General features: G+C 67.4%; 23 protein-coding genes. 10 read left to right on the top strand and 13 right to left on the bottom strand.

All coding sequences use genetic code 11. The features are described 5' to 3' along the window. Positions 1 to 105: 105 nt before the first annotated feature. A complete protein-coding gene (locus tag N7607_RS14995; protein WP_279868016.1) occupies positions 106 to 864 on the bottom strand; it encodes a DeoR family transcriptional regulator in 759 nt (252 codons plus the stop codon). A 165-nt stretch (positions 865 to 1029) separates the two neighbouring features. Between N7607_RS14995 and ybaK the strand changes: the two genes are divergently transcribed. The 3 genes from ybaK to N7607_RS14980 are packed head-to-tail and all read left to right on the top strand — an operon-like array spanning position 1030 to position 3850. Continuing rightward, the gene (gene ybaK, locus N7607_RS14990) at positions 1030 to 1500 is read left to right on the top strand and encodes a Cys-tRNA(Pro) deacylase (RefSeq protein WP_279868018.1); all 471 of its coding nucleotides are present in this window, start codon (positions 1030 to 1032) and stop codon (positions 1498 to 1500) included. A 44-nt stretch (positions 1501 to 1544) separates the two neighbouring features. Then, positions 1545 to 3032, top strand: coding sequence for a glycerol kinase GlpK (glpK, locus tag N7607_RS14985; protein WP_279868020.1), 1488 nt, complete (start codon positions 1545 to 1547; stop codon positions 3030 to 3032). Positions 3033 to 3073: 41 nt separating this feature from the next. Then, positions 3074 to 3850: a transporter substrate-binding domain-containing protein gene (locus N7607_RS14980; RefSeq protein ID WP_279868021.1), complete on the top strand. Its 777-nt coding sequence runs from the start codon at positions 3074 to 3076 to the stop codon at positions 3848 to 3850. A 52-nt stretch (positions 3851 to 3902) separates the two neighbouring features. Here N7607_RS14980 and N7607_RS14975 read toward each other — a convergent pair whose 3' ends face one another. Then, positions 3903 to 5147, bottom strand: coding sequence for an alginate export family protein (locus tag N7607_RS14975; protein ID WP_347881174.1), 1245 nt, complete (start codon positions 5145 to 5147; stop codon positions 3903 to 3905). 349 nt (positions 5148 to 5496) lie between these two features. Here N7607_RS14975 and N7607_RS14970 point away from each other — a divergent pair, with 349 nt between their 5' ends. Beyond that, the gene (locus tag N7607_RS14970; protein WP_279868023.1) at positions 5497 to 6276 is read left to right on the top strand and encodes a PhzF family phenazine biosynthesis protein; all 780 of its coding nucleotides are present in this window, start codon (positions 5497 to 5499) and stop codon (positions 6274 to 6276) included. A 169-nt stretch (positions 6277 to 6445) separates the two neighbouring features. Here N7607_RS14970 and N7607_RS14965 read toward each other — a convergent pair whose 3' ends face one another. Together N7607_RS14965 and argF are read right to left on the bottom strand one after the other, a co-directional pair. Further along, positions 6446 to 7549, bottom strand: coding sequence for an ABC transporter ATP-binding protein (locus tag N7607_RS14965; protein ID WP_279868024.1), 1104 nt, complete (start codon positions 7547 to 7549; stop codon positions 6446 to 6448). Continuing rightward, positions 7546 to 8466 (bottom strand): ornithine carbamoyltransferase, encoded by a 921-nt coding sequence (gene argF, locus N7607_RS14960; protein WP_279868026.1) that lies wholly within the window; start codon positions 8464 to 8466, stop codon positions 7546 to 7548. Before argF ends, N7607_RS14965 begins: the two co-directional genes overlap by 4 nt. Before the next feature lie 316 nt (positions 8467 to 8782). On the opposite strand from argF, the gene N7607_RS14955 reads away from it, so the two are divergent. Then, positions 8783 to 10888, top strand: a complete 2106-nt coding sequence (locus N7607_RS14955; RefSeq protein ID WP_279868028.1) for a molybdopterin oxidoreductase family protein — start codon at positions 8783 to 8785, stop codon at positions 10886 to 10888. Between the two features lie 4 nt (positions 10889 to 10892). Here the strand turns inward: N7607_RS14955 and N7607_RS14950 are convergent, their stop codons facing one another. Next, positions 10893 to 11627 (bottom strand): transporter substrate-binding domain-containing protein, encoded by a 735-nt coding sequence (locus N7607_RS14950; protein ID WP_279868029.1) that lies wholly within the window; start codon positions 11625 to 11627, stop codon positions 10893 to 10895. A gap of 165 nt (positions 11628 to 11792) precedes the next feature. Here N7607_RS14950 and grxD point away from each other — a divergent pair, with 165 nt between their 5' ends. Both grxD and N7607_RS14940 read left to right on the top strand, forming a co-directional pair. Beyond that, positions 11793 to 12122: a Grx4 family monothiol glutaredoxin gene (grxD, locus tag N7607_RS14945; protein WP_137971558.1), complete on the top strand. Its 330-nt coding sequence runs from the start codon at positions 11793 to 11795 to the stop codon at positions 12120 to 12122. Positions 12123 to 12185: 63 nt separating this feature from the next. Next, a complete protein-coding gene (locus N7607_RS14940; RefSeq protein ID WP_279868032.1) occupies positions 12186 to 12683 on the top strand; it encodes a hypothetical protein in 498 nt (165 codons plus the stop codon). A 2-nt stretch (positions 12684 to 12685) separates the two neighbouring features. Here the strand turns inward: N7607_RS14940 and N7607_RS14935 are convergent, their stop codons facing one another. Beyond that, positions 12686 to 15802, bottom strand: a complete 3117-nt coding sequence (locus N7607_RS14935) for a transglycosylase domain-containing protein (RefSeq protein WP_279868033.1) — start codon at positions 15800 to 15802, stop codon at positions 12686 to 12688. 202 nt (positions 15803 to 16004) lie between these two features. Between N7607_RS14935 and N7607_RS14930 the strand changes: the two genes are divergently transcribed. Beyond that, entirely contained in the window at positions 16005 to 16415 is a 411-nt protein-coding gene (locus N7607_RS14930) for a VOC family protein (protein WP_279868034.1), read from the top strand. Between the two features lie 3 nt (positions 16416 to 16418). On the opposite strand, the gene N7607_RS14925 is transcribed toward N7607_RS14930, so the two are convergent. From N7607_RS14925 to metR, 3 genes are all read right to left on the bottom strand, one after another. Continuing rightward, complete coding sequence (locus N7607_RS14925) at positions 16419 to 17159, bottom strand: glutathione S-transferase family protein (RefSeq protein ID WP_279868035.1); 741 nt, start codon at positions 17157 to 17159, stop codon at positions 16419 to 16421. Between the two features lie 54 nt (positions 17160 to 17213). Further along, positions 17214 to 18830, bottom strand: coding sequence for an FMN-binding glutamate synthase family protein (locus N7607_RS14920; RefSeq protein ID WP_279868036.1), 1617 nt, complete (start codon positions 18828 to 18830; stop codon positions 17214 to 17216). 67 nt (positions 18831 to 18897) lie between these two features. Beyond that, the gene (gene metR / locus N7607_RS14915) at positions 18898 to 19818 is read right to left on the bottom strand and encodes a transcriptional regulator MetR (RefSeq protein WP_192397541.1); all 921 of its coding nucleotides are present in this window, start codon (positions 19816 to 19818) and stop codon (positions 18898 to 18900) included. A 111-nt stretch (positions 19819 to 19929) separates the two neighbouring features. Here metR and metE point away from each other — a divergent pair, with 111 nt between their 5' ends. After that, positions 19930 to 22251 (top strand): 5-methyltetrahydropteroyltriglutamate--homocysteine S-methyltransferase, encoded by a 2322-nt coding sequence (metE, locus tag N7607_RS14910; protein WP_279868038.1) that lies wholly within the window; start codon positions 19930 to 19932, stop codon positions 22249 to 22251. Between the two features lie 208 nt (positions 22252 to 22459). Then, positions 22460 to 22744, top strand: coding sequence for a hypothetical protein (locus N7607_RS14905; RefSeq protein WP_279868039.1), 285 nt, complete (start codon positions 22460 to 22462; stop codon positions 22742 to 22744). A gap of 73 nt (positions 22745 to 22817) precedes the next feature. Here N7607_RS14905 and N7607_RS14900 read toward each other — a convergent pair whose 3' ends face one another. The 4 genes from N7607_RS14900 to N7607_RS14885 form a co-directional block, all read right to left on the bottom strand. Next, positions 22818 to 23537, bottom strand: coding sequence for a 4'-phosphopantetheinyl transferase superfamily protein (locus N7607_RS14900; protein ID WP_279868040.1), 720 nt, complete (start codon positions 23535 to 23537; stop codon positions 22818 to 22820). 224 nt (positions 23538 to 23761) lie between these two features. Next, complete coding sequence (locus tag N7607_RS14895) at positions 23762 to 24541, bottom strand: dienelactone hydrolase family protein (protein WP_279868041.1); 780 nt, start codon at positions 24539 to 24541, stop codon at positions 23762 to 23764. An 83-nt stretch (positions 24542 to 24624) separates the two neighbouring features. Then, positions 24625 to 25491 carry a serine hydrolase gene (locus tag N7607_RS14890; RefSeq protein ID WP_279868067.1) on the bottom strand — a complete coding sequence of 289 codons (867 nt, stop codon included), beginning with the start codon at positions 25489 to 25491 and terminating at the stop codon, positions 24625 to 24627. A 5-nt stretch (positions 25492 to 25496) separates the two neighbouring features. Beyond that, positions 25497 to 26147 carry a DUF502 domain-containing protein gene (locus N7607_RS14885; RefSeq protein ID WP_279868042.1) on the bottom strand — a complete coding sequence of 217 codons (651 nt, stop codon included), beginning with the start codon at positions 26145 to 26147 and terminating at the stop codon, positions 25497 to 25499. Positions 26148 to 26297 lie beyond the last annotated feature (150 nt).

The following is a 26297-nucleotide window of genomic DNA, read 5'->3' as shown; positions in this document are numbered from 1 at the left end:
GGCACAACGCGGGTTTCACCCGCCCTACGCTGGCTCGCAGGCCGGAGGTAATCCGGAACGCGGGGTGCACCGACCCCGGATTGCATCCGGGCTACGGTAGCTGCGTCAGACGATATGCAGCTGGATCTTCTGCTCGGCCAGCAGACGGGCCAGACCGGCGGAGGGCGGGGCGTCGGTGAAGATGTGGTCGACCAGAGCGATGGAGCCCAGGCGCACCACGGCGTTGCGGCCGAACTTGCTGGAGTCGGCGGCCAGCAGCACCTGGCGGGCGTTGTTGATGATGGCCTGGGACACGCGCACTTCCTGGTAGTCGAAGTCCAGCAGGCTGCCGTCGTCGTCGATGCCGCTGATGCCCATGATGGCGAAGTCGACCTTGAACTGCTGGATGAAGTCCGCCGCCGCCTGACCGACCACGCCGCCGTCGCTGCGTACGCTACCGCCGGCCACCAGCACTTCGAAGTCGGCCTTGTCGGCCAGGGTGGCGGCCACATGCAGGTTGTTGGTGATCACCTTGAGGTGCTTGCGGCCGAGCAGGGCGCGGGCGATGGCCTCGGTGGTGGTGCCGATACTGATGAACAGCGAGGCGTAGTCGGGGATCTGCGCGGCGATGGCCTCGGCGATGCGCTGCTTCTCGTCGCGCATCTGTCCGGCGCGCATGGCGTAGGCGGTGTTCTGGATGCTCGATGCCTCGCTCGCCGCGCCGCCATGGGTGCGCCGCAGCAGGCCTTGTTCGGCCAGCTGATTGATGTCGCGGCGGATGGTCTGCGGGGTAACGGCGAAGGCCTGGGCCAGCTCTTCGATGCTGACGTAGCCGCGCTCGCGGGCGCGTTCGAGGATGCTCTGCTGGCGGGGCGGGAGGCTCATGGGCTTTCCTTTTTTATCGGCCGGCGGATTATAGCGAGGTGCCGCCCGCTGGCGACTGTTATGACCTGCCATCCCTGGTAGCCACCCTGTGCGACGGCGAGGGCTGCTCCGCCGGGCTTTTTCCGCTAAGGTACGCGCCTTCGTCAGGGATTTTCACATTCGAACATGACTCCTGCCATCGATCTGCTGAAAAAGGCCAAGGCCGAGCACCAGGTGCACAGCTACCACCACGACCCCAAGGCGCCGTCCTACGGCCTGGAGGCTGCGGAAAAGCTCAATCTGGACCCGGCGCGGGTATTCAAGACGCTGCTGGCCGCCACCGAGAAGGGCGAGCTGCTGGTGGCGGTGGTGCCGGTGGCCGGCAGCCTCGACCTCAAGGCCCTGGCCCACGCCGCCGAGGCGAAGAAGGCCGATATGGCCGACCCGCAGCAGGCCCAGCGCAGCACCGGTTATCTGGTCGGCGGCATCAGCCCGCTGGGGCAGAAGAAGCGCCTGCGCACCTTTATCGACGAATCCGCACGCCAGTACCCGACCATCCATGTCAGCGCCGGCCGCCGTGGCCTGGAAGTGGAGCTGGCGGCCGAGGTGCTGGCCCTGCACACCCAGGGCACCTTCGCCGCCATCGGCAGGGAATGATCCGGCTCTCGACGGAGCCCACGCATAACAACAAGGAAACGCGCATGTCCCAATACCTGCTTGCCATCGACCAGGGCACCACCAGTTCCCGTGCCATCGTCTTCAGTGCCCAGGGCCTGCCGCTGGCCAGCGCCCAGCAGGAGTTCAAGCAGTATTTCCCCAAGGACGGCTGGGTCGAGCACGACGCCGAGGAGATCTGGCTGACCACCCTCAAGGTGTGTCGCGAGGCCCTGGCCAGCAAGGGCCTGCAGGCCAGCGAAGTGTTGGCCATCGGCATCACCAACCAGCGCGAAACCACCGTGGTGTGGGATGCCGTCAGCGGCACGCCGATCCACCCGGCCATCGTCTGGCAGGACCGCCGCACCGCCGACTACTGCGCCGGGCTCAAGGCCGAGGGCCATGAGGCCAAGGTCTCCGACAAGACCGGCCTGCTGATCGACCCGTATTTCTCCGCCACCAAGCTGCGCTGGATTCTCGACAACGTGCCCGGCGCCCGCGAGCGCGCCGAGCGTGGCGAGCTGCGCTTCGGCACCGTGGACTGTTTCCTGCTGTGGCGCCTGACCGATGGCAAGTCGCACCGCACCGATGCCAGCAACGCCTCGCGCACCCTGCTGTTCAACATCCACAGCCAGCAGTGGGACGACGAGCTGCTGCAGTTGTTCGACATCCCGCGCAGCCTGCTGCCGGAGGTGCTGGATTGCGCCGCCGACTTCGGCGTTACCGAGCCTGCGCTGCTCGGCGCCGGCATTCCGGTGCTGGGCATGGCCGGTGACCAGCAGGCCGCGCTGATCGGCCAGACCTGCTTCCAGCCCGGCATGGTCAAGAGCACCTACGGCACCGGCTGCTTCATGATCCAGAACACCGGCGACAAGCCGGTGGTATCGAAGAATCGCCTGCTGACCACGGTCGGTTATCGCCTGAACGGCAAGGTCACCTACGCGGTGGAGGGCAGCATTTTCGTCGCCGGTGCCGCCGTGCAGTGGCTGCGCGACGGCATCAAGCTGATCAGCGACGCCCGCGACACCGAGCTGCTCGCCGAGCAGACCGGCGATGCCTGCGGCGTGTACCTGGTGCCGGCCTTTACCGGCCTCGGCGCGCCGTACTGGGACCCCAAGGCGCGTGGCGCCATCTTCGGCCTGACCCGCGACACCGGGATCAAGGAGATCGTCACCGCCGGCCTGCAGTCGGTGTGCTACCAGACCCGCGATCTGCTCGAGGCCATGCGCCAGGACGGCGCCGCCGAGCCCAGCGCGCTGCGGGTGGACGGTGGCATGGTGGTGAACAACTGGGTCATGCAGTTCCTCGCCGACATTCTCGGCGTACCGGTAGAGCGCCCAGTAGTGACCGAGACCACGGCCCTCGGCGTGGCCTACCTGGCCGGTCTGCAGGCCGGGCTGTACCGCGACCTGGATGAAGTGGCCAGCCACTGGCATCGCCAGCAGCGCTTCGCTCCGCGCATGGCCGATGTCCATCGGGGCAAGCTCTACGCCGGTTGGCTGGACGCCGTGAAGAGGGTGCGCAGCGAAGGCTGAGGGTGGTACAACTGTACCAAGTCTGTTCCTGAGGTCGTTGCATGCCGTTGCGTAGTCGTCTGCCGGCCTTGCTCCCCGCATTGTTGTTGTGTCTGAGCGCCGCTCCTGCGGCGCGTGGCGAGACGCTGGTCATCGCCGCCGACCTCTGGTGCCCGATCAACTGTGCTCCCGGCTCGCCCAAGCCTGGGATCTTCGTCGAACTGGCGCGCGACATCTTCGCCGAGCACGGCATCGCCGTGCGCTACGAGACGCGCAACTGGGCGCGGGTGCTGCAGGAAGTGCGCCGCGGCGAGATCAACGCGGCGGTGGGCGCCGGCCACGAGGATGCCGCGGACTTCCTGTTCACCCGCACGCCGGTGGCCATGTCGCGCAACTGCTTCTATACCCGCCAGGACTTCACCTGGCGCTTCCGCGGCGTCGATTCGCTGGCCCCGGTGCGCCTGGGCGTGATCAACGACTACAGCTATGGCGAGCCGCTCAATGCCTACGTGGCCGCCCACCGCGACGGCGATCGTGTGCAGGTGGCCGCTGGCGACAACGCCCTCGACCTCAACCTGACCAAGCTGCGCCATGGCCGCCTGGACGTGCTGGTGGAAAACAGCTGGGTGATCCAGTCGCGCCTGGCCGACCTCGGCCGCAGCGGCGAACTGCGCGAGGCCGGCTGCCGCGAGCCGGATATGCCCATCTACCTGGCCTTCTCGCCGACCCGTGCGGACAGCGCCCGCTATGTCGAGCTGTTCGAGCAGGGCCTGCGGCGCTATCGCGCCGACGGCCGTCTGCGGGCTCTGCTCAAGGCCTATGGCGTGAAGGAGCGCTAGGGCTCGGGCGGGCGAGCCTGTACGACTCGCCGCGCCGGCCGTTGCGCGCGGATCAGTAGCTGTACTGCAGCTGCAGCCAGACCTTGTCGGTGTCGACGGTTCTGGCCTCGTCCGCGGAGTCGTAGGTGGCGTACTTGACCAGGCCGACCATGCCCTTCACCCCGGGAATCGGATGGGCGTAGGACAGGTCGATCTCGTCGCCGTAGTCATCGCTGCCCTGCTCGGTGGCGAAGTCGTGGTACCAGGCCTGCAGGGTGCCACCGAACAGCGGTGCGGTGACGCCGAAGTAGGCGTCCTCGATGCCGTCGGCCGGGGTGGTGAGGAACACATCCGCCCAGCCCTGGAAGGCGTGCTTGGTCGCCAGCGGCGTCTGGAAGGCGCGGTTGCCGGCGCCACCGTCTCCACCGAGCACCTCGTAGCCGGCCTTCAGCTGCACGCCCTTGAGGGTGTAGCCGAGTTCCGCCAGGTAGTACTCGCTGTCCAGGTCCAGCGGGTTGTCGCCATGGTCCTGCTGCTGGGCGTATTCGAGCACGTAGCTGATGCCGGCGACGGCGCCGTTCAGGCGCAGGCCGGTGGTCTGGCTGGAAAGCGTGCCCTCGGCGGCGGTGGGCGCTACGGCGATGTTGTCGAGGTCCAGCAGGTAGCGGTAGGCGGTGGCCGTCAGCTCTGGCAGGAACACGTACTGGGCGTTGACCAGGTGGCTGTGGCCGTCGATGTTGGCCGGGTTGGTGCGGTTGTCGTAGCGGCCGTTGTCCGGGCCGAAGACGGTGTTGACCTGGTCGAGGTAGGCGTAGCTCAGGGTCAGGCCGTCGATGGGCTTGAGCTGAGTCAGCGCGCCGTCGTAGGTCTGCTCGTTCTGCCGCCAGGCCACGCTGCCGATGAAGCGCTGGTTGTCCAGGTTGATGCGCTGGCGGCCGAGCACGGCGCTGCCGAGCTTGTGGTCGTAGCGCAGCAGGGCCTGGTTGACCTCGCTGCCGTCCGGGTCGGCGACCACCGCGTATTCGCGCTGGCCGTTGCGGGTGCTGTTGTAGGCGTCGTCGCCGATGCGGCTGACGTTGTCCACCTCGACCAGGCCGGACAGGCCATACCACTTGCCGCTCTGGAAACCGGCGCGGGTGCGCAGGGTCTGGGCGTTGGCGTCGCGCAGGGCGTTCTCCTGATCGACGTTCTCGAAGCGGTAGCGGGCGTCGAGGATCGGCTTGCCCTGGGTGAACAGGTTGCTGAAGTCCTCGGCGGCGAAGGCGCCCTGGGCGAGGGTGGCGGAGGCGATGGCGAGCGACAGCAGGGTCGGTTTCATGCACATGATGGGTCGTTCCTGTTAGCCAATAACGCAAAAAAACGCCACAGCCCGCGCCCGATGAGGGAGAGGTTCTGTGACGTCGTTGTCGGTTGAGTTGGCAGACACGCCGTTGTGCTGACCGGGGTCGGCCATAGCAGGCGGCATGCCAGGATTGGCAAGTGACTGATTTATGATGAATTAATGACTATTTAGAGTCTTTCGCGATAAAGCGCCTGCACCGCGCTCGCCCGCGGCGCCTTGAGACAGTGCAGCTGTAATGGCGCAATCGGCCATGACTGTATCGGGCCGCCGGGCCCCTGGCGCGGCATGCTGGCGAGCTCAACGACCAATGCCAGGGAGCGCAGCCATGTCACTCGAATTCCATCAGATCGACGCCTTCACCGACCGACCGTTTCACGGCAATCCGGCCGTGGTCTATCGGCTCGACGCCTGGCTGGAGGACGAGCTGATGCAGCGCATCGCCGCCGAGCACAACCAGGCCGAGACGGCCTTTACCGTGCGCGAAGGCGCGGGCTGGCGCATCCGCTGGTTCACCCCGGCGTGCGAAGTGCCGCTGTGCGGCCACGCCACCCTGGCCACCGCTCATACGCTGTTCGAGCTGTATGGCGAGCCAGGCGAGCTGCTGCAGTTCACCTGCATGTCCGGTGCGTTGGCGGTGAGCCGCGAGAGCGGCCGGCTGGTGCTGGATTTCCCGGCCATGTGGCTGGAACCGGTGGAGATGGCGGCCGAGGTGGCGGCCATTCTCGGCCAGAAGGTACTGGCGGTGCAGGGCGGCAAGGAGTTGCTGGTGGTGCTGGAGTCGGAGCAGGCGGTGCGCGAGTGCGAGCCCGACCTGGCGGCGCTGGCGAAACTGCCGGGCCTCGGGGTGATCGTCACCGCGGCGGGCCGCGAGCATGACTTCGTCTCGCGCTACTTCGCCCCGGGCATCGGCATCGACGAAGACCCGGTCACCGGCTCCACCCACTGCATCCTCACGCCGTACTGGGCCGAGCGCCTGGGCAAGGGCGAGTTGAGCGCCTACCAGTGCTCGGCCCGTGGTGGCGAGCTGCACTGCCGGCTGGAAGGCGAGCGGGTGAAGATCGCCGGCCAGGCCGTGCTGGTGGCCAGCGGCAAGCTGTTTCTCTGAGGCGTAGGGCGGGTGAAACCCGCGCAGGCAGGCTGCCTCGTCTCGGGTTTCACCCGCCTTACGGCAGCCCGCCGCTCAGCCTCGGCAGTGACCTGAAGGAGCGAGCTCGGCTCGCCAAGCAGGGCTGAGCGTCCCTTCGTTCCTGCGAAGTAGAAAGCAGATTGGCGCTTCAGCTGCTGCTGTAGCGCCGCACGCCGGACTCGCCCAGGCTGACCTGGGCGGCCACGCTGCCCTGCGCGGCGAACACCACCAGGTGATCGGCGGCGACGCGGATGCCGACCTGTTGGCCGGGCGCATGGTCGGCATGGCTGGGGAAGATCGCCTCCAGCTGGGTGCCGGTGGGCAGTTGCAGGCGGTACAGGGTGGCGGCGCCGAGGAAGGTCTTGCCGACGATCTGTGCTTGCAGGGCGCTGTCCGGGGCATAGACGATATCGTCCGGGCGCAGCAGCACGTCCACCGCGCTGCCGGGTGCCAGGGTGTAGGCGCGGTTGCCGCGGATGCTGCCCAGCTCGGTCTGCACCGTGTCCGGGCTCTGCAGCTGGCCGCGGATGAAGTAGCCCTGGCCGACGAAGCTGGCGACGAAGGGCGTGGCCGGCTCGTGGTACAGGTTGTAGGGCGTGTCCCACTGCTCCAGGCGGCCCTTGTTGAACACGCCGACCTGGTCGCTGACGGCGAAGGCTTCTTCCTGATCGTGGGTGACCAGAATGGCGCTGGTGCCGCGGGCCTTGAGGATGTCGCGCACCTCGTGGCTGAGGCGCCGGCGCAGCTCGCCATCGAGGTTGGAGAAAGGCTCGTCGAGCAGCAACAGCTGCGGCTCCGGTGCCAGCGCGCGGGCCAGAGCCACGCGTTGCTGCTGGCCGCCGGACAGCTCATGGGGGAAGCGTTTGCCCAGCTGGCTGAGCTTGACCAGCTCCAGCAGCTCGGCGGTGATCTTGTCGCGTTGCGGGTGCTTGCGGATGCCGAAGGCCACGTTGTCCGCCACCGACAGGTGCGGGAACAGGGCGTAGTCCTGGAACACCATGCCGATGCGGCGCTTCTCCGGCGCCAGGGTGAAGCCGGCGCGGGAGATGACTTCGCCGCCCAGCTCGATCTCGCCCTGCAGCACCGCCTCGAAACCAGCGATGGCGCGCAGGGTGGTGGTCTTGCCACAGCCCGAGGGGCCGAGCAGGCAACCGATGTCGCCAGCGTTCAGGTGCAGGTCGAGCGACTGCACGATGCGGTGCTCGTGGTAGCCGCAGGCCAGGTCGCGCAGCGACAGCAGCAGTTCGCTCATGCCGGACGGCAACCCGGTGCGACCAGCATTTCCATCAGCGCCTTCTGCGCGTGCAGGCGGTTCTCGGCCTGCTGCCAGGCCAGCGAGCGCGGATCGTCGAGCAGGTCTTCACTGATCTCCTCGCCACGGTGGGCGGGCAGGCAGTGCAGGAAGATCACGCTCGGGTCGGCGGCATCTAGCAGGGCGCGGTTGACCTGGTAGGGGGCGAACAGCTTGAGGCGCTTGGCGCTTTCCTCTTCCTGACCCATCGAGGTCCACACGTCGGTGCTGACCAGGTGGGCGCCGGCCACCGCTTCCTTCGGGTCGCGGACGATGCGCACGCGGTCGCCGGCGGCGGCAAGGAACTCGGCCTTCGGCTCATAGCCCTCAGGGCAGGCAATGCGCAGCTGGAAGTCGAACTGCACGGCTGCTTCCAGGTAGGTGTTGCACATATTGTTGCCGTCGCCGACCCAGGCCACGGTCTTGCCCTTGATGCTGCCGCGGGCTTCTTCGAAGGTCTGCATGTCGGCCAGCAGCTGGCAGGGGTGCAGGTCGTCGGACAGGCCGTTGATCACCGGCACGCTGCTGTGCGCGGCGAACTCGGTGAGGTTGCTGTGGGCGTAGGTACGGATCATCACCACGTCGAGCATGCTGGACATGACGATGGCGGTGTCGCCGATCGGCTCGCCGCGGCCCAGCTGGGTGTCACGCGGGGAGAGGAAGATGGCCTGGCCACCGAGCTGGATCATGCCGGCTTCGAAGGACAGGCGGGTACGGGTGGAGGCCTTCTCGAAGATCATGCCCAGCACCCGGCTCTTCAGCGGCTCGAACAGCACGCCGCGCTGGCGCAGGTCCTTCAGCTCGATGGCTCGACGAATCAGGCCGCTCAGTTCCTGCGGGCTGAAGTCCATCAACGAGAGAAAGTGCCTGGCGCTCATCTTGTTCACTACCTTAATTCGACAACTGTCGCGGCCCCGTTTTTCAGGGGAAAAGCAGCCCACACAACGGCTGGAGCCGCGAGAGGGCGACAAATGGGGGAGGCGCGATCTTATAAGGAAAGGACGCACTGGAGCAAATAAGCCCCGGTTGGCAGGTTTTCCGGATGTATCGGCCGCTCGGCCGGGGCGGAATCGGCGACCATGATGCTCGTCGATTCATGAGGCTGAGAACCCTGGCCAAGCCAGTCTGCAGCCGCCATAGTCAGGCTCATGCGACTAGACCGGTCGTCTCGATCAGAACAATAGAGGCTAGGCCATGACCAAGACCCTCCATCACCGTGCCTGTCACCTGTGTGAGGCCATCTGCGGCCTGACCATCGAAACCGAAGACCGCGACGACGGCCGCCATATCCTGTCGATCAAGGGCGACGCCCAGGACAGCTTCAGCCGTGGCCATATCTGCCCGAAAGCGGTGGCGCTGCAAGACATCCAGAACGACCCGGACCGGGTGCGCCAGCCGCTGCACAAAGTCGCCGGCCAGTGGCAGCCCATCGGCTGGGACGCAGCCTTCGAGCTGGTCGCCGAGCGCTTCGCGGCGATCCAGGCCGCGCACGGCAAGAACGCCGTGGCCGTGTACCAGGGCAACCCCAGCGTGCACAACTACGGACTGATGACCCACAGCAACTACTTCCTCGGCCAGCTGAAGACGCGCAACCGCTTCTCCGCCACCTCGGTGGACCAGTTGCCGCACCACCTGACCAGCTACCTGATGTACGGCCACGGCCTGCTGCTGCCGATCCCGGACATCGACCACACCCAGTTCATGCTGATCCTCGGTGGCAACCCGCTGGCCTCCAACGGCAGCATCATGACCGTGCCGGACGTGGAGAAACGCCTCAAGGCGCTCAAGGCCCGCGGCGGCAAGCTGGTGGTGGTCGACCCACGGCGCAGCGAGACGGCGGCGATGGCCGACCAGCACCTGTTCGTGCGCCCGGGCAACGACGCGGCGCTGCTACTCGGTTTGCTCAACACCCTGTTCGCCGAGGGCCTGACCCGCGCCAGCGCGCTGCCGGTCAATGGCCTGGAGCAGGTGAAGGAGGCTATCGCGCCATTCACGGCCGAAGCCATGAGTGGCCGCTGCGGCGTGCCGGCGCAGGACATCCGCCAACTGGCCCGTGACTTTGCCGCCGCCGATTCGGCGGTGTGCTACGGGCGCATGGGCGTATCGACCCAGGCCTTCGGCAGCCTGTGCCACTGGCTGATCCAGCTGATCAACCTGGTCACCGGCAACCTCGACCGGGTCGGCGGCGCGCTGTGCACCAGCCCGGCGCTGGACCTGGTGGCAACCACCTCTGGCGGCCACTTCAACGTCTGGCAGAGCCGCGTTTCCGGCCTGCCGGAATACGGCGGCGAGCTGCCGGTGGCGGCGTTGGCCGAGGAGATGCTCACCCCCGGCGAGGGGCAGATTCGCGCGCTGGTCACGGTGGCCGGCAACCCGGTGCTGTCGACGCCCAACGGCCGTCAGCTGGAGCAGGCGCTGGATGGCCTGGACTTCATGGTTTCGGTGGACCTCTATATCAACGAGACCACCCGCCACGCCGACCTGATCCTGCCGCCCACCGCGCCGCTGGAACACGATCACTACGACACCACCTTCAACCTGTTTGCCGTGCGCAACGTCACCCGCTTCAACGAACCGGTGCTGGCCAAGCCGGAAGGCGCGCTGGATGACTGGGAAATCTTCGTCGGCCTGGCCAAGGCCTTCGCCGCGAAGAACGGCACCCACCTCAAGCCGAGCATGCCGCCGGCGCAGATGATCGACATGGGCCTGCGTTTCGGTCCCTACGGCGACAAGTCCGAGCACAAGCTCAGCCTGGCGGCGCTGCGCGAGGCGCCGCACGGCATCGACCTGGGCCCGCTGCAGCCGAACCTGGCGGCGCGGCTGAAGACCGAATCGAAGGCCATCGAGGCCGCGCCCGAGCTGCTGGTCGCGGACCTGGCGCGCTTCGCCGCCCAGCCGCTGCCGGCCGAGGGCGAGCTGGTGCTGATCGGCCGTCGCCATGTGCGCAGCAACAACTCCTGGATGCACAACTACCAACGCCTGGTGAAGGGCAAGCCGCGCCATCAGCTGCTGATGCACCCGCAGGATATGGCCGGCCGTGGCCTGGCCGACGGTCAGCGGGTGCGCGTGCAGTCGCGGGTCGGCGAGATCGAGGTGGAGGCCGTGGCCAGCGACGAAATGATGCCCGGCGTGGTCAGCCTGCCGCACGGCTGGGGCCATGCCCGCCCTGGCGTGCAGATGGGCATCGCCAGTGCCCAGCCGGGCGCCAGCGCCAATGACCTGACCGATGATCGCCAGCTGGACGCGGTGTCCGGCAACGCGGCGTTGAATGGGGTGCCGGTGCGGGTGGAAGCTGCCTAGCGCTTCAGAGATGCACGCCGTAGCGGGCGTAGATCTCGTCGATGATGCCTTGCTGCTTGAGCTGGACGATCGCCGCGTCCAGCTTGTCCAGCCAGGCCGCATGTTTGGGATGAACGCGCATGCTCACGTCGTATGAGCTGATCACATCGCCGATCTCGAGTCGGCGATACTCCGGCTCTTCGCGCATGTGGTACTGGGCGATGGCCTTGTTGACGATGATCTGATCGAAGCGCGATTTGGCCAGCATCCCCAGCAACTGCTGTTCGTTCAGACCATTGCGCCGGTCGATCTGCCCCGAGGCGACCAGCTCTGCCAGCTCCGGGTAGGCGTAGCCGCGCACCATGCCCACCGATTTGCCGCGCAGGTCCTCCGGCCGCTTCACTGCGAAAGTCTTGTGTGGGGTGAACACCAGCACGTCGACCACCTTGCCGAAGGGCGCGGAGAACAGCCCCGGCACCGGTTGGCTCTGCACCCAGCCGGGATAGACGCCCGGCTCGAGGTCCAGCTGTCCCTCGTTGAACAGCAGACCGATGCGCGGGTAGGGGTAGTACTGCACGTCGAAGCGGTCGCCGGTGAGCTTGGCCAGTTCATCGAGGATGTCCTGGTAGATGCCGCGCCTGCCGTCCTCGATCATCATCGGCGGATAGTCGTAGAAGCCCACCTCGAAGGTCTCGGCGAGGGTGCCCTGCGCGGAGCCGCACAGGCACAGCATGCCCATCGCCTTGATCAGCCACTTCACTGCATCGCCCCCCCCGACTCCTGCCGTCGCCTGCCATCCAGTCTAGCCATCCAGCGGCTCGCCAGGGAGTTGCCGCGCCATCCCCGAGCCCGCTGCTGGGTTTTTCGGTTACAATCGCGCCATCCCGCCCGGCGCTGGTCCGGGGAAGTTCAGACGAGGTGAGTCGTGGATATTATCGATACCATCAAAGAGCAGATCGCCAACAACACCATCCTGCTGTACATGAAAGGCTCGCCGAACGCACCGCAGTGCGGCTTCTCGTCCCGCGCCGCGCAGGTGGTGATGGCCTGTGGCGAGAAGTTCGCCTACGTGGACATCCTGCAGAACCCGGAAATCCGCGCCAACCTGCCCAAGTACGCCAACTGGCCGACCTTCCCGCAGCTGTGGGTGGCCGGTGAGCTGGTCGGCGGCAGCGACATCATGACCGAGATGTTCGAGAAGGGTGAGCTGCAGACCCTGATCAAGGACGCCGCCGAGAAGGCCAAGGCCGAGTAAGCCGAGTCGTTCCCCCGAAGCCGATGCCACCGCATCGGCTTTTTTGTGCCCGAGGATTCAAGGATGAAGAAGACCCTGCTGTCGGCCCTGGCTTTGCTGGTGGCTGCGCCGGCCCTGGCCGACTGTAGCTACCGCGCCGTGGCGGTGCAGGCACAGACGCCCGCGCTGTACGTCGGCGCCGGCGCGCGGATGCGCGTCGAGTTCGACAACTACAAGCTGGACGGCGAGGTGGACAGCTTCCCCGAGCCGCCCCTGCGCATTCGTCCGGTGCAGGGCGGTAAGGCCTGCGAAGTGGATGGCGGCATCTGGCTGCGCAACGCGGTGCTGCTGGATGCCGGCGAGCAGCGCCTGCTGGTGCAGAGCTTTAGTGGCTCCGGCGGCGAGCTGACCTTCTACGACACCAGCAGCTGTGCGCAGCTGGCCCGCGTCGAGCTGCCGGAGGCGAGCTGGGCGCTGGAAGGCGAACAACTGGTGATCGGCCGCGAGTGCAGCGAGGCCGGGCTGGCCCACTGCAGCGAGCGCGAAACCCATACCCTGAACGAGCAGTGCCTGCCGCAGTGAGGCTATAGCCGGCGCACCTGCACGGCGGCCGGTGGCAGGCCGCAGCCGGTGTGGCTGGCTGGCGCCAGGTAGGGCGTGAGGATCGGCGCCATGCCCTTGAGCACCTGCACCGGCAGCGCCGAGGTGAAGCGGAAGCCTTCCGCCGCCTGGCCCGGAACGAAGGCGGTGAGGGTGCCGAAGTGGCGCGGGCCCAAGTAGAAGACGAAGGTCGCCGTGCGGTTCATCGCCCGTGAGCTGAGCACATGACCGCCGCGGGTGGTGCTCTCGATACGGTTGTCGCCGGTGCCGGTCTTGCCGCCGAGCACCAGCGGCGTGCCGTCGGCCAGTTGGAAGCTGCCATGCAGGCGCCGCGCGGTGCCGGCCTCGACCACCTGGGACAGGGCGCCGCGTAGCGCCGCCGCCACTTCCGAGGGCAATACCCGTTCGCCACGCTGGCTGTTCTGCTGCAGCAGTGTCTCGTAGGGCGTGTCCGCCGCGAAATGCAGGCGGTCGATACGCACGCTAGGCTGGCGAATGCCGTCGTTCTGGATGATGCCCATCAGCTCGGCCAGCGCCGCCGGGCGGTCGCCGGAGCTGCCGATGGCGGTGGCCAACGACGGCACCAGGTGCTCGAACGGGTAGCCCAGGCGCTGCCAGCGCTGGTGGATATCGAGGAATGCTTCGACTTCCAGCAGAGTGCGGATGCGGCTGTCGCGGGCGCTCTTGTGACGGGTCTTGAACAGCCAGCCGTAGACCTCCTGGCGCTCCTCGGCGCTGGCCGCCACGGCGTCCTTGAAGGTCGCCTGTGGCTGTTCGATCAGGTAGCCCAGCAGCCACAGCTCCAGCGGGTGCACGCGGGCGATGTAGCCCTGGTCAGGCAGGCTCCAGGCACCGGGGCCGTAGTCCAGGTACAGGCTGTGCAGCTTCTTCTCGGTCAGTTTCTCGGTCTTGACGTTGGCGTGGGCGCGGACGAAGGCGGAGAAAGTCGCCTCGTCCACTTCCGGCATCAGGTAGCGGTGCACGGCGGCCAGGCGCACGGCGGTGGGGCGCAGGCCCTCGAGGAAGGTGTCCAGGCGCTCCTGGGCGCTCTGGCCCTGGTACTTGCGCCAGAAGCGCAGAAGGAAGGTGGTGCCCTCGCGATCGGCGAAACGCTTGAGGTAGCCCTCGCGCAGCGGGTGCTTGTCGTCCTGCAGCAGGGCGGCGCTGCTGCTCTCACCGTGGTAGGTGCTGTAGCGCACCAGGTCGCGCAGCAGGCGGATGAAGGGCAGGTTGATCGACTCGCGCAGGGCCTCGCGCAGGGTAGGGATGCGCGCGTTGTCCTCGCGTTTGAAGTTGCCGAAGGTGTGCGCGCCGCCGCCGGTGAAGAAGGTCTCGTAGGGGCTGGCCGAGTACTTGCGCTCCAGCGCCGCCTCCAGGGTGTCGCGCAGGTTCTGCTCGGGTTTGGCGATCAGCTGGTCGAGCATCCAGCGGCTCAGGTGATCCTGCGGTGCCACCTCAATCTTGCGCAGCGCCTCGGGGCTCTGCCCGGCGTAGCGGGCATGCAGCTCGGCGATCACTTCCAGGTAGGTTGTCAGCACCCGCAGCTTGGCGGTGGAGCCCAGCTCCAGCTTGCTGCCCTCGTTGATGTCGAACGGCTGGTCGGTGCTGTCGGTCTGCACCCGCACCCGCGCGCCATCCGGGCTGCGTTCGAACAGGGTGAAGCTGTAGCGCACGTCGGCGGTCTTTTCCGGCGACAGCAGGCGCTCACCGTAGAGGCCGATTTGCCCGGCGAATTCGGGATCGGCCAGGCGGCGCAAGTAGGCGCTGATCTGGTCCTGCAGCGTGCCGTTGAGGGTGCTGCTGGCGGCGAGGTCGAGACGGTCGAGGTCGTACAGCGGCATGTTGAGCAAGCTGGACAGGCGCGAGCGGGCCACGCTGATGCCCTTGTTGCCCTGCACCGGCTGGATCGCCGGGTGCTGCTCCAGGTCGCGGAAGCGCAGCTTCTGCGCCAGCGCCGCATCGCGCAGTGCCCAGCTGATCACGCCGCCATTGGCCAGCACGCGGATGTGGCTGTCGGTCAGCGCTTCCAACTCCTTGCGGCCCTGGGCCAGGTAATAGGAAGGGCGGCGCTGGGCGATCATCAGTGCCAGCACCTGGCGTAGCGCCAGGCCACGCTCGGCGCTGCTGGCCACCGGCGTGCGGGCCGGGTCGAGCAGGGCGTTGACCCGCGCGAAGTCGGCGCCGAACCACACCCGCAGGCCATCGGCCAGGCCGTGCACCTCGCCGTGGCCGGGGGCGGCGGAGAGCGGCACGCTGTTGAGGTAGTCGCGCACTATCTGCTGGCGCGCGGCGAAGGTGTCCGGCCCGGCGCGATAGGCGCGCACGCTGGCGGAGATCATCTGGCGCAGCTTCTCCATGGCCGACAGGGTCAGGCCGTCCGGCGAGTGACGGTATTTCTCCAGCTGGGTGGCCAGGGTGCTGCCGCCGGCCGACTGCTCCTGGATAGCGAAGCTCTTGCCCACCTGCGACAGCGCCGCCTTGGCGAAGCGCGGCCAGTCCACCGCCGGGTTGGCACGCGGCTGGTCCTGGTCGAGCAGGTGGCGGTTCTCGATGAACAGCAGGCTGTTGACCACCAGCGGCGGGATGTCGGCAAAGCTTGGATACAACTGCTGCGGGTAGTGGAACAGATACAGCGGCTCGCCACGACAGTCGCTGATGGCCAGGCCGGCCTGGACCTTTTCCCTGAACGGCGGAAAGAAGCCGCGCTCTCCATAGGCCAGCAGGGCCGGAGATTGGTGGGCCTGAGCGGTGATCAGAAAGTGTCGCTGTTGCAGGCGCTCCAGCAGCAGCGGCAGGTGGGCGTAGCCCAGGCGTTTGTCGAACGGCCCGTCGCTGGGGAAGGCGATGTCTTCGCTGGGGCCGGGCTGCAGGCTGTAGCTCAGCTCGCTGGCCAACTGGCTGAACTGGCGGGCCTGGAAATAGGCGGTCTCGAACTCGCGGTAGGCGGCCACACCGAGCAACACAAGGCCGCCGCACAGGCCTATCCAGAGCAGGGTTTTCAGCTTGCGTCGACGCGGTGGGGGATTCTGGGTGTAAAGCGCTTCCGGGTCGCTCACGGGGAGCGCAGTCTGGGGTGCGTCCGATTGCCAAAGTGCGCCCATGATCGACTGGCCTGGCTGCTCAAGGATGCTTGCTCTTGTTTCAAGCGTAGTTCGCCGCATGGCGCCGCACGGCTTTTTATCGCCTGTTGCAGAGCGGTTTCCGCCCCACCGGTGGCTGTTCGTCGGCTGGCGCGATCGGGCGGCGGCGCGGTACGGGCAACCCTGCTTGACTGTCGCGGCACCCCCCTCGAGGAGAACGATCATGGACAAGGGTTCCAGCCTGATTCCCTGCGTGCTGTACCGCGACGCCGCGGCCGCCATCGCCTGGCTGGGCGAGGTGTTCGGCCTGCGCGAGCAGCTGCGCGTGCCGGGCGAGGACGGCAGCATCCACCACGCCCAGCTGCTGCACGGCAACGGCATGCTGATGCTCGGCACGCTGCGCGACGGCGACTACACCGGCAACCTGCGCGATCCGCGCCAGGTCGGCGGCAATACCCAGGGCATCTACCTGGTGCTGGAGGATGTCGACGGCGCGTACGACCGGGTGCAGCGCGCCGGCGGCGAGATCCTCATCCCGATCAAGGACGAGGAATACGGCGGCCGCGGCTTCACCTGTCGCGACCTCGAGGGCCAGCTGTGGAGCGTGGGTAGCTATGACCCCTGGAGCGAATAGATCTCAGGCGCGGCGCTGGCGATCTTCGGCGTAGCGGCGCAGCACCCATTGCCCGGCCGGGCGGGCGAACAGCTGGTCGAGGAATGCCTGGGTCTCCTGGCCATGGCCGGCGATGTGCTCCCAGGGCGTGCCGGCCGGAGTGAACAGCGGGCCGTACAGCGCGGCAGCGGCCACATCGGCCAGGCTCAGCTGGTCGCCGACCAGGTAGCGCGCCGGGTCGCCGCCGGTGAGTTGCTCGATCAGGTCGAGGCCGGCCAGCAACTCCTCGCGGGACTTGGCCACCCGGTCCGGGCGGATGCCGTAGAGCTTCTTCACGCCGTCGATCAGCAGCGGCTTCATCAGGTCGCGCAGGCCGAACCAGGGCCGATAGACCTTGAGCATGGCGTGCATCACCGTGCTCCAGTCTTCGATCTGGCCGTACAGCCAGCGACGCACGTGTACGCCCAGGCGGTCGAAGCGTTCTTCCAGCTCCAGAATCTGTGCGCGCTGCTCGGCATCCTGCGGCAGCAGCGGCCGCTCGGGGTAGCGCTGCTCCAGGTGCAGGGCGATGGCGGTGGAGTCGCCCACCACCTGCTCGCCGTCGCGCAGGATCGGCAGGGTGACGATGCCGGCCAGGCGCTTGCTCTGCAGGCGATGGAAGCCGGGGAAGAGGTTGTCCACCCGGTAGTCGAGGCCCTTGTGGTCCAGGTGCCAGCGGGTCTTCTCGCAGTAATGGGAGATCGGGAACTGGTACAGGGTACGCATGGGCGGCGGCCTTTCGCGGGAAGAAAAGCCGCAGTGTAATGAACCGTCAGCTGACTACGAAGTCGCGCTCGGCTCGAAGCTGTCGGCCCGTGCCATGGCCCACATACGGCGGTAGAACTCGCCGTCGATGCGCCCATCGAGCAGCTCGCCGGGCTTGAGGAATACGTGCAGCTGCGAGTACAGCTTGATCTCGCTGGCCGACATGCGCCGCACCAGGTGCTTGGCCTCGATCTGCGAGGGATGGCTGAGGCCGGCCGCGGCGATCATCTCGGCCAGGCCCTTCATGGTGTTGCGGTGGAAGTTGTACACCCGCTGGGCCTTGTCCGGCACCACCAGGGCGCGCTGGCGCAGGCGGTCCTGGGTGGCCACGCCGGTCGGGCACTTGTTGGTGTGGCAGGACTGGCTCTGGATGCAGCCGATGGCGAACATGAAGCCGCGCGCCGAGTTGGCCCAGTCGGCGCCCAGGGCCATGACGCTGGCGATGTCGAAGGCGCTGACGATCTTGCCGCTGGCGCCGAGGCGGATCTTGTCGCGCAGGTTGATGCCGACCAGGGTGTTGTGGACGAACAGCAGGCCCTCGCGCAGCGGCACGCCGATATGGTCGGTGAATTCCAGCGGCGCGGCGCCGGTGCCGCCCTCCTTGCCGTCGATGACGATGAAGTCGGGCAGGATGCCGGTCTGCAGCATGGCCTTGGCGATGCCCATGAATTCCCACGGGTGGCCCAGGCACAGCTTGAAGCCGACCGGCTTGCCGCCAGACAGCTCACGTAGCTGCGCGATGAATTGCAGCAGCCCGACGGGCGTGGCGAAGGCGCTGTGGCGGGACGGCGAGATGCAGTCCACGCCCATGGGCACGCCACGGGTCAGGGAGATTTCCTCGGTCACCTTGTGCTTGGGCAGGATGCCGCCGTGGCCCGGCTTGGCGCCTTGCGAAAGCTTGATCTCGATCATCTTCACCTGTGCGCTGGCGGCCTGTTCGGCGAAGCGCGCGGGGTCGAAGCGGCCGTCCTCGCCACGGCAGCCGAAGTAGCCGCTGCCCAGCTCCCACACCAGGTCGCCGCCATGTTCGCGGTGGTAGGGGCTGATGCTGCCTTCGCCGGTGTCGTGGTAGAAGCCGCCGAGCTGGGCGCCCTGGTTGAGCGCGCGGATGGCGTTGGCGCTGAGCGAGCCGAAGCTCATCGCCGAGATGTTGAACACCGAGGCCGAGTAGGGCTGGCGGCACTGCGGCCCGCCGATGGTGACGCGGAAGGTGGCGGGGTCGCCGTGATCGGCCGGCAGCATGGAGTGGCCGATGAATTCGAAGCCGCTCTGGTACACGTCGCTCAGGGTGCCGAAAGGCTTGTCGGCGCCCTCGTTCTTGGCCCGCGCGTACACCAGCGAGCGTTGCGCGCGGGAGAACGGCAGCTTGTCGCCGTCGGCCTCCAGCAGGTACTGGCGGATCTCCGGGCGGATGCTCTCCACCAGGTAGCGGATGTTGCCGAGGATCGGGTAGTTGCGCCGCACCGCCTGGCGTGTCTGCAGCAGGTCGTTGATGCCGACCAGGCTGAGCACGCCGCCGAGCAGGGTCAGCGCCCACAGCCACTCATGGGCACCGACGAAGGGCAGGCTGAGCAGGGTGAACAGCACGCAGAACGCGAAGAAGGCATAGCGGTTCAGCAGCGACAGGCTCATGGAGCTTCCTTATGACTGGTCTGGCCAGGCAAGGGTAGCGTCCGCGGCGCCGTCTTGCCGCCTCGCTTCAACCGCGCGCGGCGCTGACTCCGGCCAGGGTGGCGAAGGAGGTGTCCTTGGCGGTCAGCAGGAAGTCGCGCATGAAGGGCGCATCGAGCATGTCGCTGCGGATGCCGGCCTGCAGGGTGGCGAAAAGGCCGCGCTCGCCCAGGCGCTTGGCGGTGACGTAGCCGCGCGAGCTGTATTCGTGCAGCGCCCAGTTGGGCAGGCTGCACACGCCGCGGCCGCTGGCCACCAGCTGCATCATCATCACCGTCAGCTCCGAGGTGCGCACCTGGGCCGGCTCCACGTCGGCTGGTTCGAGGAAGCGGGTGAAGATGTCCAGGCGGTCGCGCTCCACCGGATAGGTGATCAGGGTTTCCTTCTCCAGGTCCTCGGCGACGATGTAGGAGCGGCTGGCCAGCGCGTGCTGGTTGGCTACCGCCAGCAGCGCCTCGTAGGTGAACAGCGGCACATAGGTGATGCCGGGCAGGTCCACCGGGTCGGAGGTCACCACCAGGTCCAGGTCGCCACGGGCCAGGGCCGGCAGCGGGGCGAAGGAGAAGCCCGAGGCCAGGTCCAGCTCCACCTCCGGCCAGGCGTCACGGAACTGGTCGATGGTCGGCATCAGCCACTGGAAGCAGCTGTGGCATTCGATGGCCATATGCAGGCGGCCTGCGGTGCCGCCGGCCAGGCGCGCCATGTCGCGCTCCGCCGCACGCAGCTGCGGCAACAGGCTGTCGGCCAGCTGCAGCAGGCGCAGGCCGGCGCTGGTGAAGCGCACCGGCTTGGTCTTGCGCACGAACAGCTGCATGCCCAAACGCTCCTCCAGCTCCTTGAACTGGTGCGACAAGGCCGACTGGGTCAGGTGCAGGCGCTCGGCGGCCTCTACCAAGCTGTCGGTTTCGCGCAGTGCGTGCAGGGTCTTGAGGTGGCGCAATTCCAACATGAGCGAATCTCAATGAATGAAACTTGTGATCATCACGAATATGTTGAGTTTGTCTCATGCATTGCCCGCTGTCGAGAATGTGCGCCATTCACGAACACTGGAGATAGACAGATGGCATTGGCACACAACCTCGGCTTTCCGCGCATCGGCCGCGACCGCGAACTGAAGAAAGCCCAGGAAGCATTCTGGAAAGGCGAGCTGGACGAAGCCGGCCTGCGCGCCGTGGGCCGCGAGCTGCGTGCCGCCCATTGGCAGTTGCAGAAGGACGCCGGCATCGAGCTGCTGCCGGTCGGCGACTTCGCCTGGTACGACCAGGTGTTGACCCACTCGCTGACCTTCGGCGTGATTCCCGAGCGTTTCAATGTCCATGGCGGCAAGCCGACCCTGGAGACCCTGTTCGGCATGGCGCGTGGGGTTTCTGGAAACAAGAGCAGCCACAACACCTGTTGTGGTGGCGCCCATGCGCAGCCCCTTCTCGCACAAGAGCTAACCAAGTGGTTCGACACCAACTACCACTACCTGGTCCCCGAGTTCAGCGCTGACCAGCAGTTCAGCCTGAGCTGGGAGCAGCTGTTCGAGGAAGTGGAAGAGGGCAAGGCCCTGGGCCACAACCTCAAGCCGGTGCTGATCGGCCCGCTGACCTACCTTTGGCTGGGCAAGGAAAAGGGCAGCGACTTCAATCGCCTCGACCTGCTCGAACGCCTGCTGCCGGTGTACGGCGAGATCCTCCAGCGCCTGGCCACCCAGGGCATCGAGTGGGTGCAGATCGACGAGCCGATCCTCGCCCTCGACCTGCCGCAGGACTGGAAGAACGCCTTCGAGCGCGCCTACAACCTGCTGCAGAAAGAGCCGGGCAAGAAACTGATCGCCACCTACTTCGCCGGCCTGGAAGACAATCTTGGCCTGGCCGCCAGCCTGCCGGTGGATGGCCTGCATATCGACCTGGTGCGCGCGCCGGAGCAGTTTCCGGCCATCCTAGATCGCCTACCGTCCTACAAGGTGCTGTCGCTGGGCGTGGTCAACGGCCGCAACATCTGGCGCACTGATCTGCAGGGCGCGCTGGAGGTGCTGCAGCAGGCCCATGAGCGCCTGGGCTCGCGTCTGTGGGTGGCGCCGAGCTGCTCGCTGCTGCACTGCCCGGTCGACCTGGCCCGCGAAGACAAGCTGGATGCAGAACTGAAGAGCTGGCTGGCCTTCGCCGTGCAGAAGTGCCAGGAGGTCGCCGTGCTGGCCCAGGCCCTGCGTGAGCCACAGGCCGCCGAGGTGCAGGCCGGGCTGGCCGAGAGCTGCAAAGTGCAGGCCAGCCGTGCGCAGTCGCCGCGTATCCACAAGCCGGCGGTGCAGGCTCGTCTGGCGGCTATCAGCGCCGCCGACAGCCAGCGTCAGTCGCCCTTCGCCGAGCGCATCGCCAAGCAGCGCGCGCTGCTCGATCTGCCGCCGTTCCCCACCACCACCATCGGCTCCTTCCCGCAGACCTCGGCGATCCGCCTGGCGCGCCAGTCGTTCAAGGCCGGCAAGCTGTCCGCCGCCGAATACACCGAGGCCATGCACAGCGAGATTCGCCACGCGGTGAGCATCCAGGAGCAGCTGGGCCTGGACGTGCTGGTGCATGGGGAAGCGGAACGCAACGATATGGTCGAGTATTTCGCCGAGCAGCTCGACGGCTACGCCTTCACCCGTTTCGGCTGGGTGCAGAGCTACGGCTCGCGCTGCGTGAAACCGGCGCTGATCTATGGCGACCTGTCGCGTCCGCAGCCGATGACGGTGTCCTGGATCGAGTACGCCCAGCGCTGCACCGACAAGGTGATGAAGGGCATGCTGACCGGCCCGGTGACCATGCTGATGTGGTCCTTCCCGCGTGACGATATCTCCCGCGAGCAGCAGGCGCGCCAGCTGGCCCTGGCCATCCGCGACGAGGTGGTGGACCTGGAAGCCGCTGGCATCAAGGTCATCCAGATCGACGAGGCTGCCTTCCGGGAGGGCCTGCCGCTGCGCCGCGCGCAGTGGCAGGGCTACCTGGAGTGGGCCACCGAGGCGTTCCGCCTGACGGCCAGCGGCGTGCGTGATGAAACCCAGATCCACACCCACATGTGCTACAGCGAGTTCAACGACGTGATCGAGTCCATCGCGGCCATGGACGCCGACGTGATCACCATCGAGACCTCACGTTCGGACATGGAGCTGCTGGATGCCTTCGAGCGCTTCGAGTACCCCAACGAGATCGGCCCGGGCGTGTACGACATCCACTCGCCACGCGTGCCGGACAGCGCCGAGATGGTCCGCCTGATGCGCAAGGCCGCCCAGCGCGTGCCGGCCGAGCGCCTGTGGGTCAACCCGGACTGCGGCCTGAAGACCCGTGGCTGGGCGGAGACCGAGGCGGCGCTGGTGAACATGGTGGCGGCGGCGCGCCAGCTGCGTGCCGAACTGGCCTGATCCAGACCGCTGAACAGGCGGGGCGGGGCACGCAGGTGCCGCGCCCCGCCTTGGCGTTTTTGCGCCATCACCCATGGATGGATGAGCTGCAGCCCAGGAAATTCGGGTATTCAGCCTGAACCGCAGCGGCGCTGCGGGAGTCGGAATTCCTGCAGGGATACCGCGTCGGTCGATCGGGCCGGCGCGCCCGAATGCAGGAGATGCCCCGATGGTCATGCACTACAAGGTATCCGGCCACCTCGCCTGTGGCTCACACGGCACCAAGCTGCCTTCCACTACCGACCTGGCCAAGGTGAAGTGCCGCAACTGTCGCAAGACGGAAGCCTTTACCGAGGCGCGCCGCACCGCGCGTAACGCCGCTCGCCGGGCTGCTCGCAGAGACAAGAGCGAGCGGGCCAGCACGGACTGGCGGACCGCCTGGACGCAACGCCTCAGCGGCCTGCCGGGCCGGCAGCGCTTGCCTCGCGGCTTCGGCGAGCAGGCGTTCGTCTAGCGGTGTTGTGAGTAGCCCGGATGCAATCCGGGAGCGCAGCTCGTCGCTGTGGCCCACCCGGATTTCATCCGGGCTACGGCAGGCTCGCCGGGTGGGCGGCGATGGCCACCAGGCTGAGCAGGTAGCCGTCGAACTCGGCGAACCGGCCGTTCAGCCTGGTGCCTGCCGCCCAGTCGGCACTGAGGTCGATCAGCAAACGCAGCTCGGCGTGGCCACTATCGTCATGGCCGAGCAGCTCGGCATCGTGGAAGTAGAAGCGCTGCAGCACCAATGGGTAGAGGGCCTTGAACAGGCTCTCCTTGAGCGAGAACGTCAGGGTGACCAGGCGGGAGAACCGCTCCGCGTCCAGCCCGGCGGCGCGTTCCATCTCCGCGGGCGTGAGAATTTCGCCCGCCAGCTTGGCCGCGCGTTCGGCGCTCAGCTGCTTCTCCAGGTCCAGGCCCAGGCCCTGCCAATCCTGGCGCGAGGCGACCATGGCGGCGGCTTGGCCGGCGCCGTGAGTGATCGAGCCGACCATACCAGCCGGCCAGATCGGCACGCCGTCCTCGTCGCGCCCGGGTACCAGCGCTTGGCCGCACAGCTGGCGCAGGGCCTCGCGGGCGCACAGGCGGCCGGCCAGGTATTCGCCCTGGCGCTTGGCCACACCGCGCACCGGCTCGATGGCGCAGCGTTGGAAGTCCTCGGCCGCCAGGTGCGCAGGATCGAAGCTGGCGCGCACTAGGCGTGCGCCGGGCAGCTGTAGCGGCAAGGGCTGCGACAGCAGCTGGCAGAAGGGCGGGATGTGTGAAGTCATGGCCGGCATTCTGCCGTGGCCAGGGTGGTCGGGCCAGCCGTTTACATTTCTTTGCACGGCGATAACGAAGCGCTACAGAGCAAGCGCTTGTTTTTGGTAAGAATGGGCCATGCGTTCCCTGTGAACGCTGGTGAGGTTGTAGCCACGGCAGGCGTGTCGCCACCGTGGTTTTACTCTACTGATCGAGTGCGGGAGTCCTTTTGGACTCCCGTTTTTTTTTTTGCTCAGAAAACCTGTTTCAGCAACTGCTGCATATCGGCCCAGGAACGCTGGTCGGCTTCCTTCTGATAGCCCACATCGAGGCCATGGCCCTTGTGCGCGTCGGCGTCAGGGTTGCTGAAGCCGTGCTTGGCGCCGGGCAGCTCGACGAAGCGGTAGTCGGCGCCGGCCTGGTCCATCTCGGCGTTGAACGCGGCGATCTGCTCCGGCGTGATGAAGCTGTCCGCCGCGCCATGCTCCACCAGCACCTTGGCCTTGACGCTGCCGGGCGTGGCAGGGGTGTCGGTGACCAGCGCACCGTGGAAGCTCACCACGGCGGCCAGCGGCAGACCCTGGCGGGCCATGTCCAGCACCACGCGGCCGCCGAAGCAGTAGCCAATGGCGGCAATCCGCTGGGCGTCGGTCTGCGGTTGCGCCTTGAGCAGGTCCAGCCCGGCCTGGAAGCGTGCGCGCGGCGTGGCCGGGTCGGCCATCACCGCCTGCATGAAGGCGCCGGCGTCCTTGGGATGCTCGGTGTGCTTGCCCTCGCCATACATGTCCACGGCCAGGGCGCTGTAGCCGAGGGCGGCGAGGTCGCGGGCGCGGCGCTTGGCGTAATCGTTCAGGCCCCACCATTCATGCACCACGATCACCCCGGGGCGCTTGCCCTCGATGGCGTCGTCCCAGGCGTGGTAGCCGATCAGGCGCGTGCCGTCGGCGCTGGTGTAAGGAATCTCCTGGGTCTGCACGGCGGCCAGGGCGAGAGGGCTGCAACACAGCAGCAGAGCGGTCAGTAGGGCGCGCATGGGAATCTCCTGAGCAGTGAGGGAAGGGCTGAAGCCTAGTCCGTTGTGCATCGACAGCGGCCCACCGTCGGCAGTTCGGCCGGCTAGGCGTGCGTAGCCTCGATGGCGCGTAGCTGGCGCAGTACTTCTGCCTCGACGGCGCCCTGGTCATCGCCATCGAGAAAGGCTGCGCAACTCGCCGAGGCGCTGCGGTACACCGCCACCACGCTACCCGGTCCGCCGCCGGTATGGCCGTGCAGGTACAGGCCGCTGGCGTCCGGGCCCTGCATCAGGCCCAGGCCGTAGCCAGGTGCGACCCAGGGGCGGCCGGCCAGCGGGCCGCCGAGCAGATGCGGCGTCTGCATCTGCTGCAACAGTGGTGCTGGCAGGAAATCGCCACCCAGCAGACGATCCAGCAACAGCGTCGCCTGGTTCAGCGGGCCGACCAGCAGACCGTGATAGACCCAGGCGGGATCGTAGGCGGGCGGCGCGCCCACGCCCCAGTCGACACGGGTGCGCGCCAGGCGCACCTGCGTCACGCCCAGCGGCGCCAGCACGCGCTGCTGCAGCGCCTCGCTGAGTGCGAGATCGGTGGCCCGCTCGATCAGCCGCGTCACGTACAGATAGCCGACGTTGGAGTAACGCCAGCCAGTGCCCGGCGGGTAGCGCAGGCGGCCGGCGTCGAGGCGCTGCAGCATTTCCTCGACCGGCCAGGGCTCCTCGTTGTGGGCGACGGCGGCGTGGTAGTCGGTGAGTTCGCCGTAATCCGCCAGACCGGCCTGGTGACGCAGCAGCTGGCGCAGGGTGAAGGGGCCCTCGGCGACTGCCTCGTCCAACTCCAGCAGGCCGTCGCGCACCAGCGACAGGGCGGCGGCCGCGATCACCGTCTTGCCGAAGCTCCACCAGGGCAGCGCTTCATCGGTCTGAGCGGGCGTCAGCAGGAAGCCATTGCGGGCCAGGGAGACGCGCATGGTCATCAGGCAGTGGCCGTCCTGTTCGGCCCAGGCGGTGTGATGCCCATCGAGACGTAGATGCTGGTGAACCTGTCCATGCCCATCTCCGCCGGCTTGACCCATTCCACCGGCACGTAGAGCAGGCCGCCGCCCACCGGCACCGGCGCGGTGGGCACCAGGATGGCGTGGTAGGCGCGGCCGTCGATCTCGATGGGCTGCGGGTTGGGTAGCAGGGCCAGCACGGCGGTGCCGTCGCCGCCGAAGAAACACCAGACCGGGCTCATGGCCGCTAGGTCGGCGTCCTCCTTCTTGTCGAGCAGGCCGACGAAGCGGTCGGCCATGCCATACAACGGGCCGATCAGCGGGATGCGCCGCAGGGTGGCGTGGAACAGCCGGCTCAGCGGGCCCTTGAGGCCGAGCTGCACGGCCAGGCCGAGCGGGTAGAGCGCGACCAGCAGCACCAAGGTGCCGAGCAGCCAGGCCAGTTCCTGGCTGCTGACGAAGGGCTGGCCGAGCTCGGCGAACAGTTTGCCGACCATGCTGGAGGGACCGACCAGACCATTCAGCAGGCTCACCACCCAACCCAGCAGGGCCAGCGACAGTGCCAGCGGCAGCAGGGCGAGCAGGCCGGCCAGCCAGGTGGTGGCGATGGAGTGGAAGCTGTTCTTGAACATGGCGGGAGTCCGTGGCGAGGGCCCGCCAAGGCTATTGCAAAGCGCCGCTCTTGTGCAGGGCGGCCATCGCAGTCTCGTTCAGCAACGGTTCAGCAAGGGTTCAGGCGCGGTTCAGCGCCGCCTCGGCAACATGGTTCCCGAGTTCAGCCA

Source organism: Pseudomonas sp. GD04019 (assembly GCF_029837695.1).
GTDB lineage: Bacteria > Pseudomonadota > Gammaproteobacteria > Pseudomonadales > Pseudomonadaceae > Aquipseudomonas.
The sequence above is the reverse complement of the archived record's forward strand: the minus strand, read 5'-3'. Positions and strand labels throughout refer to the sequence as shown.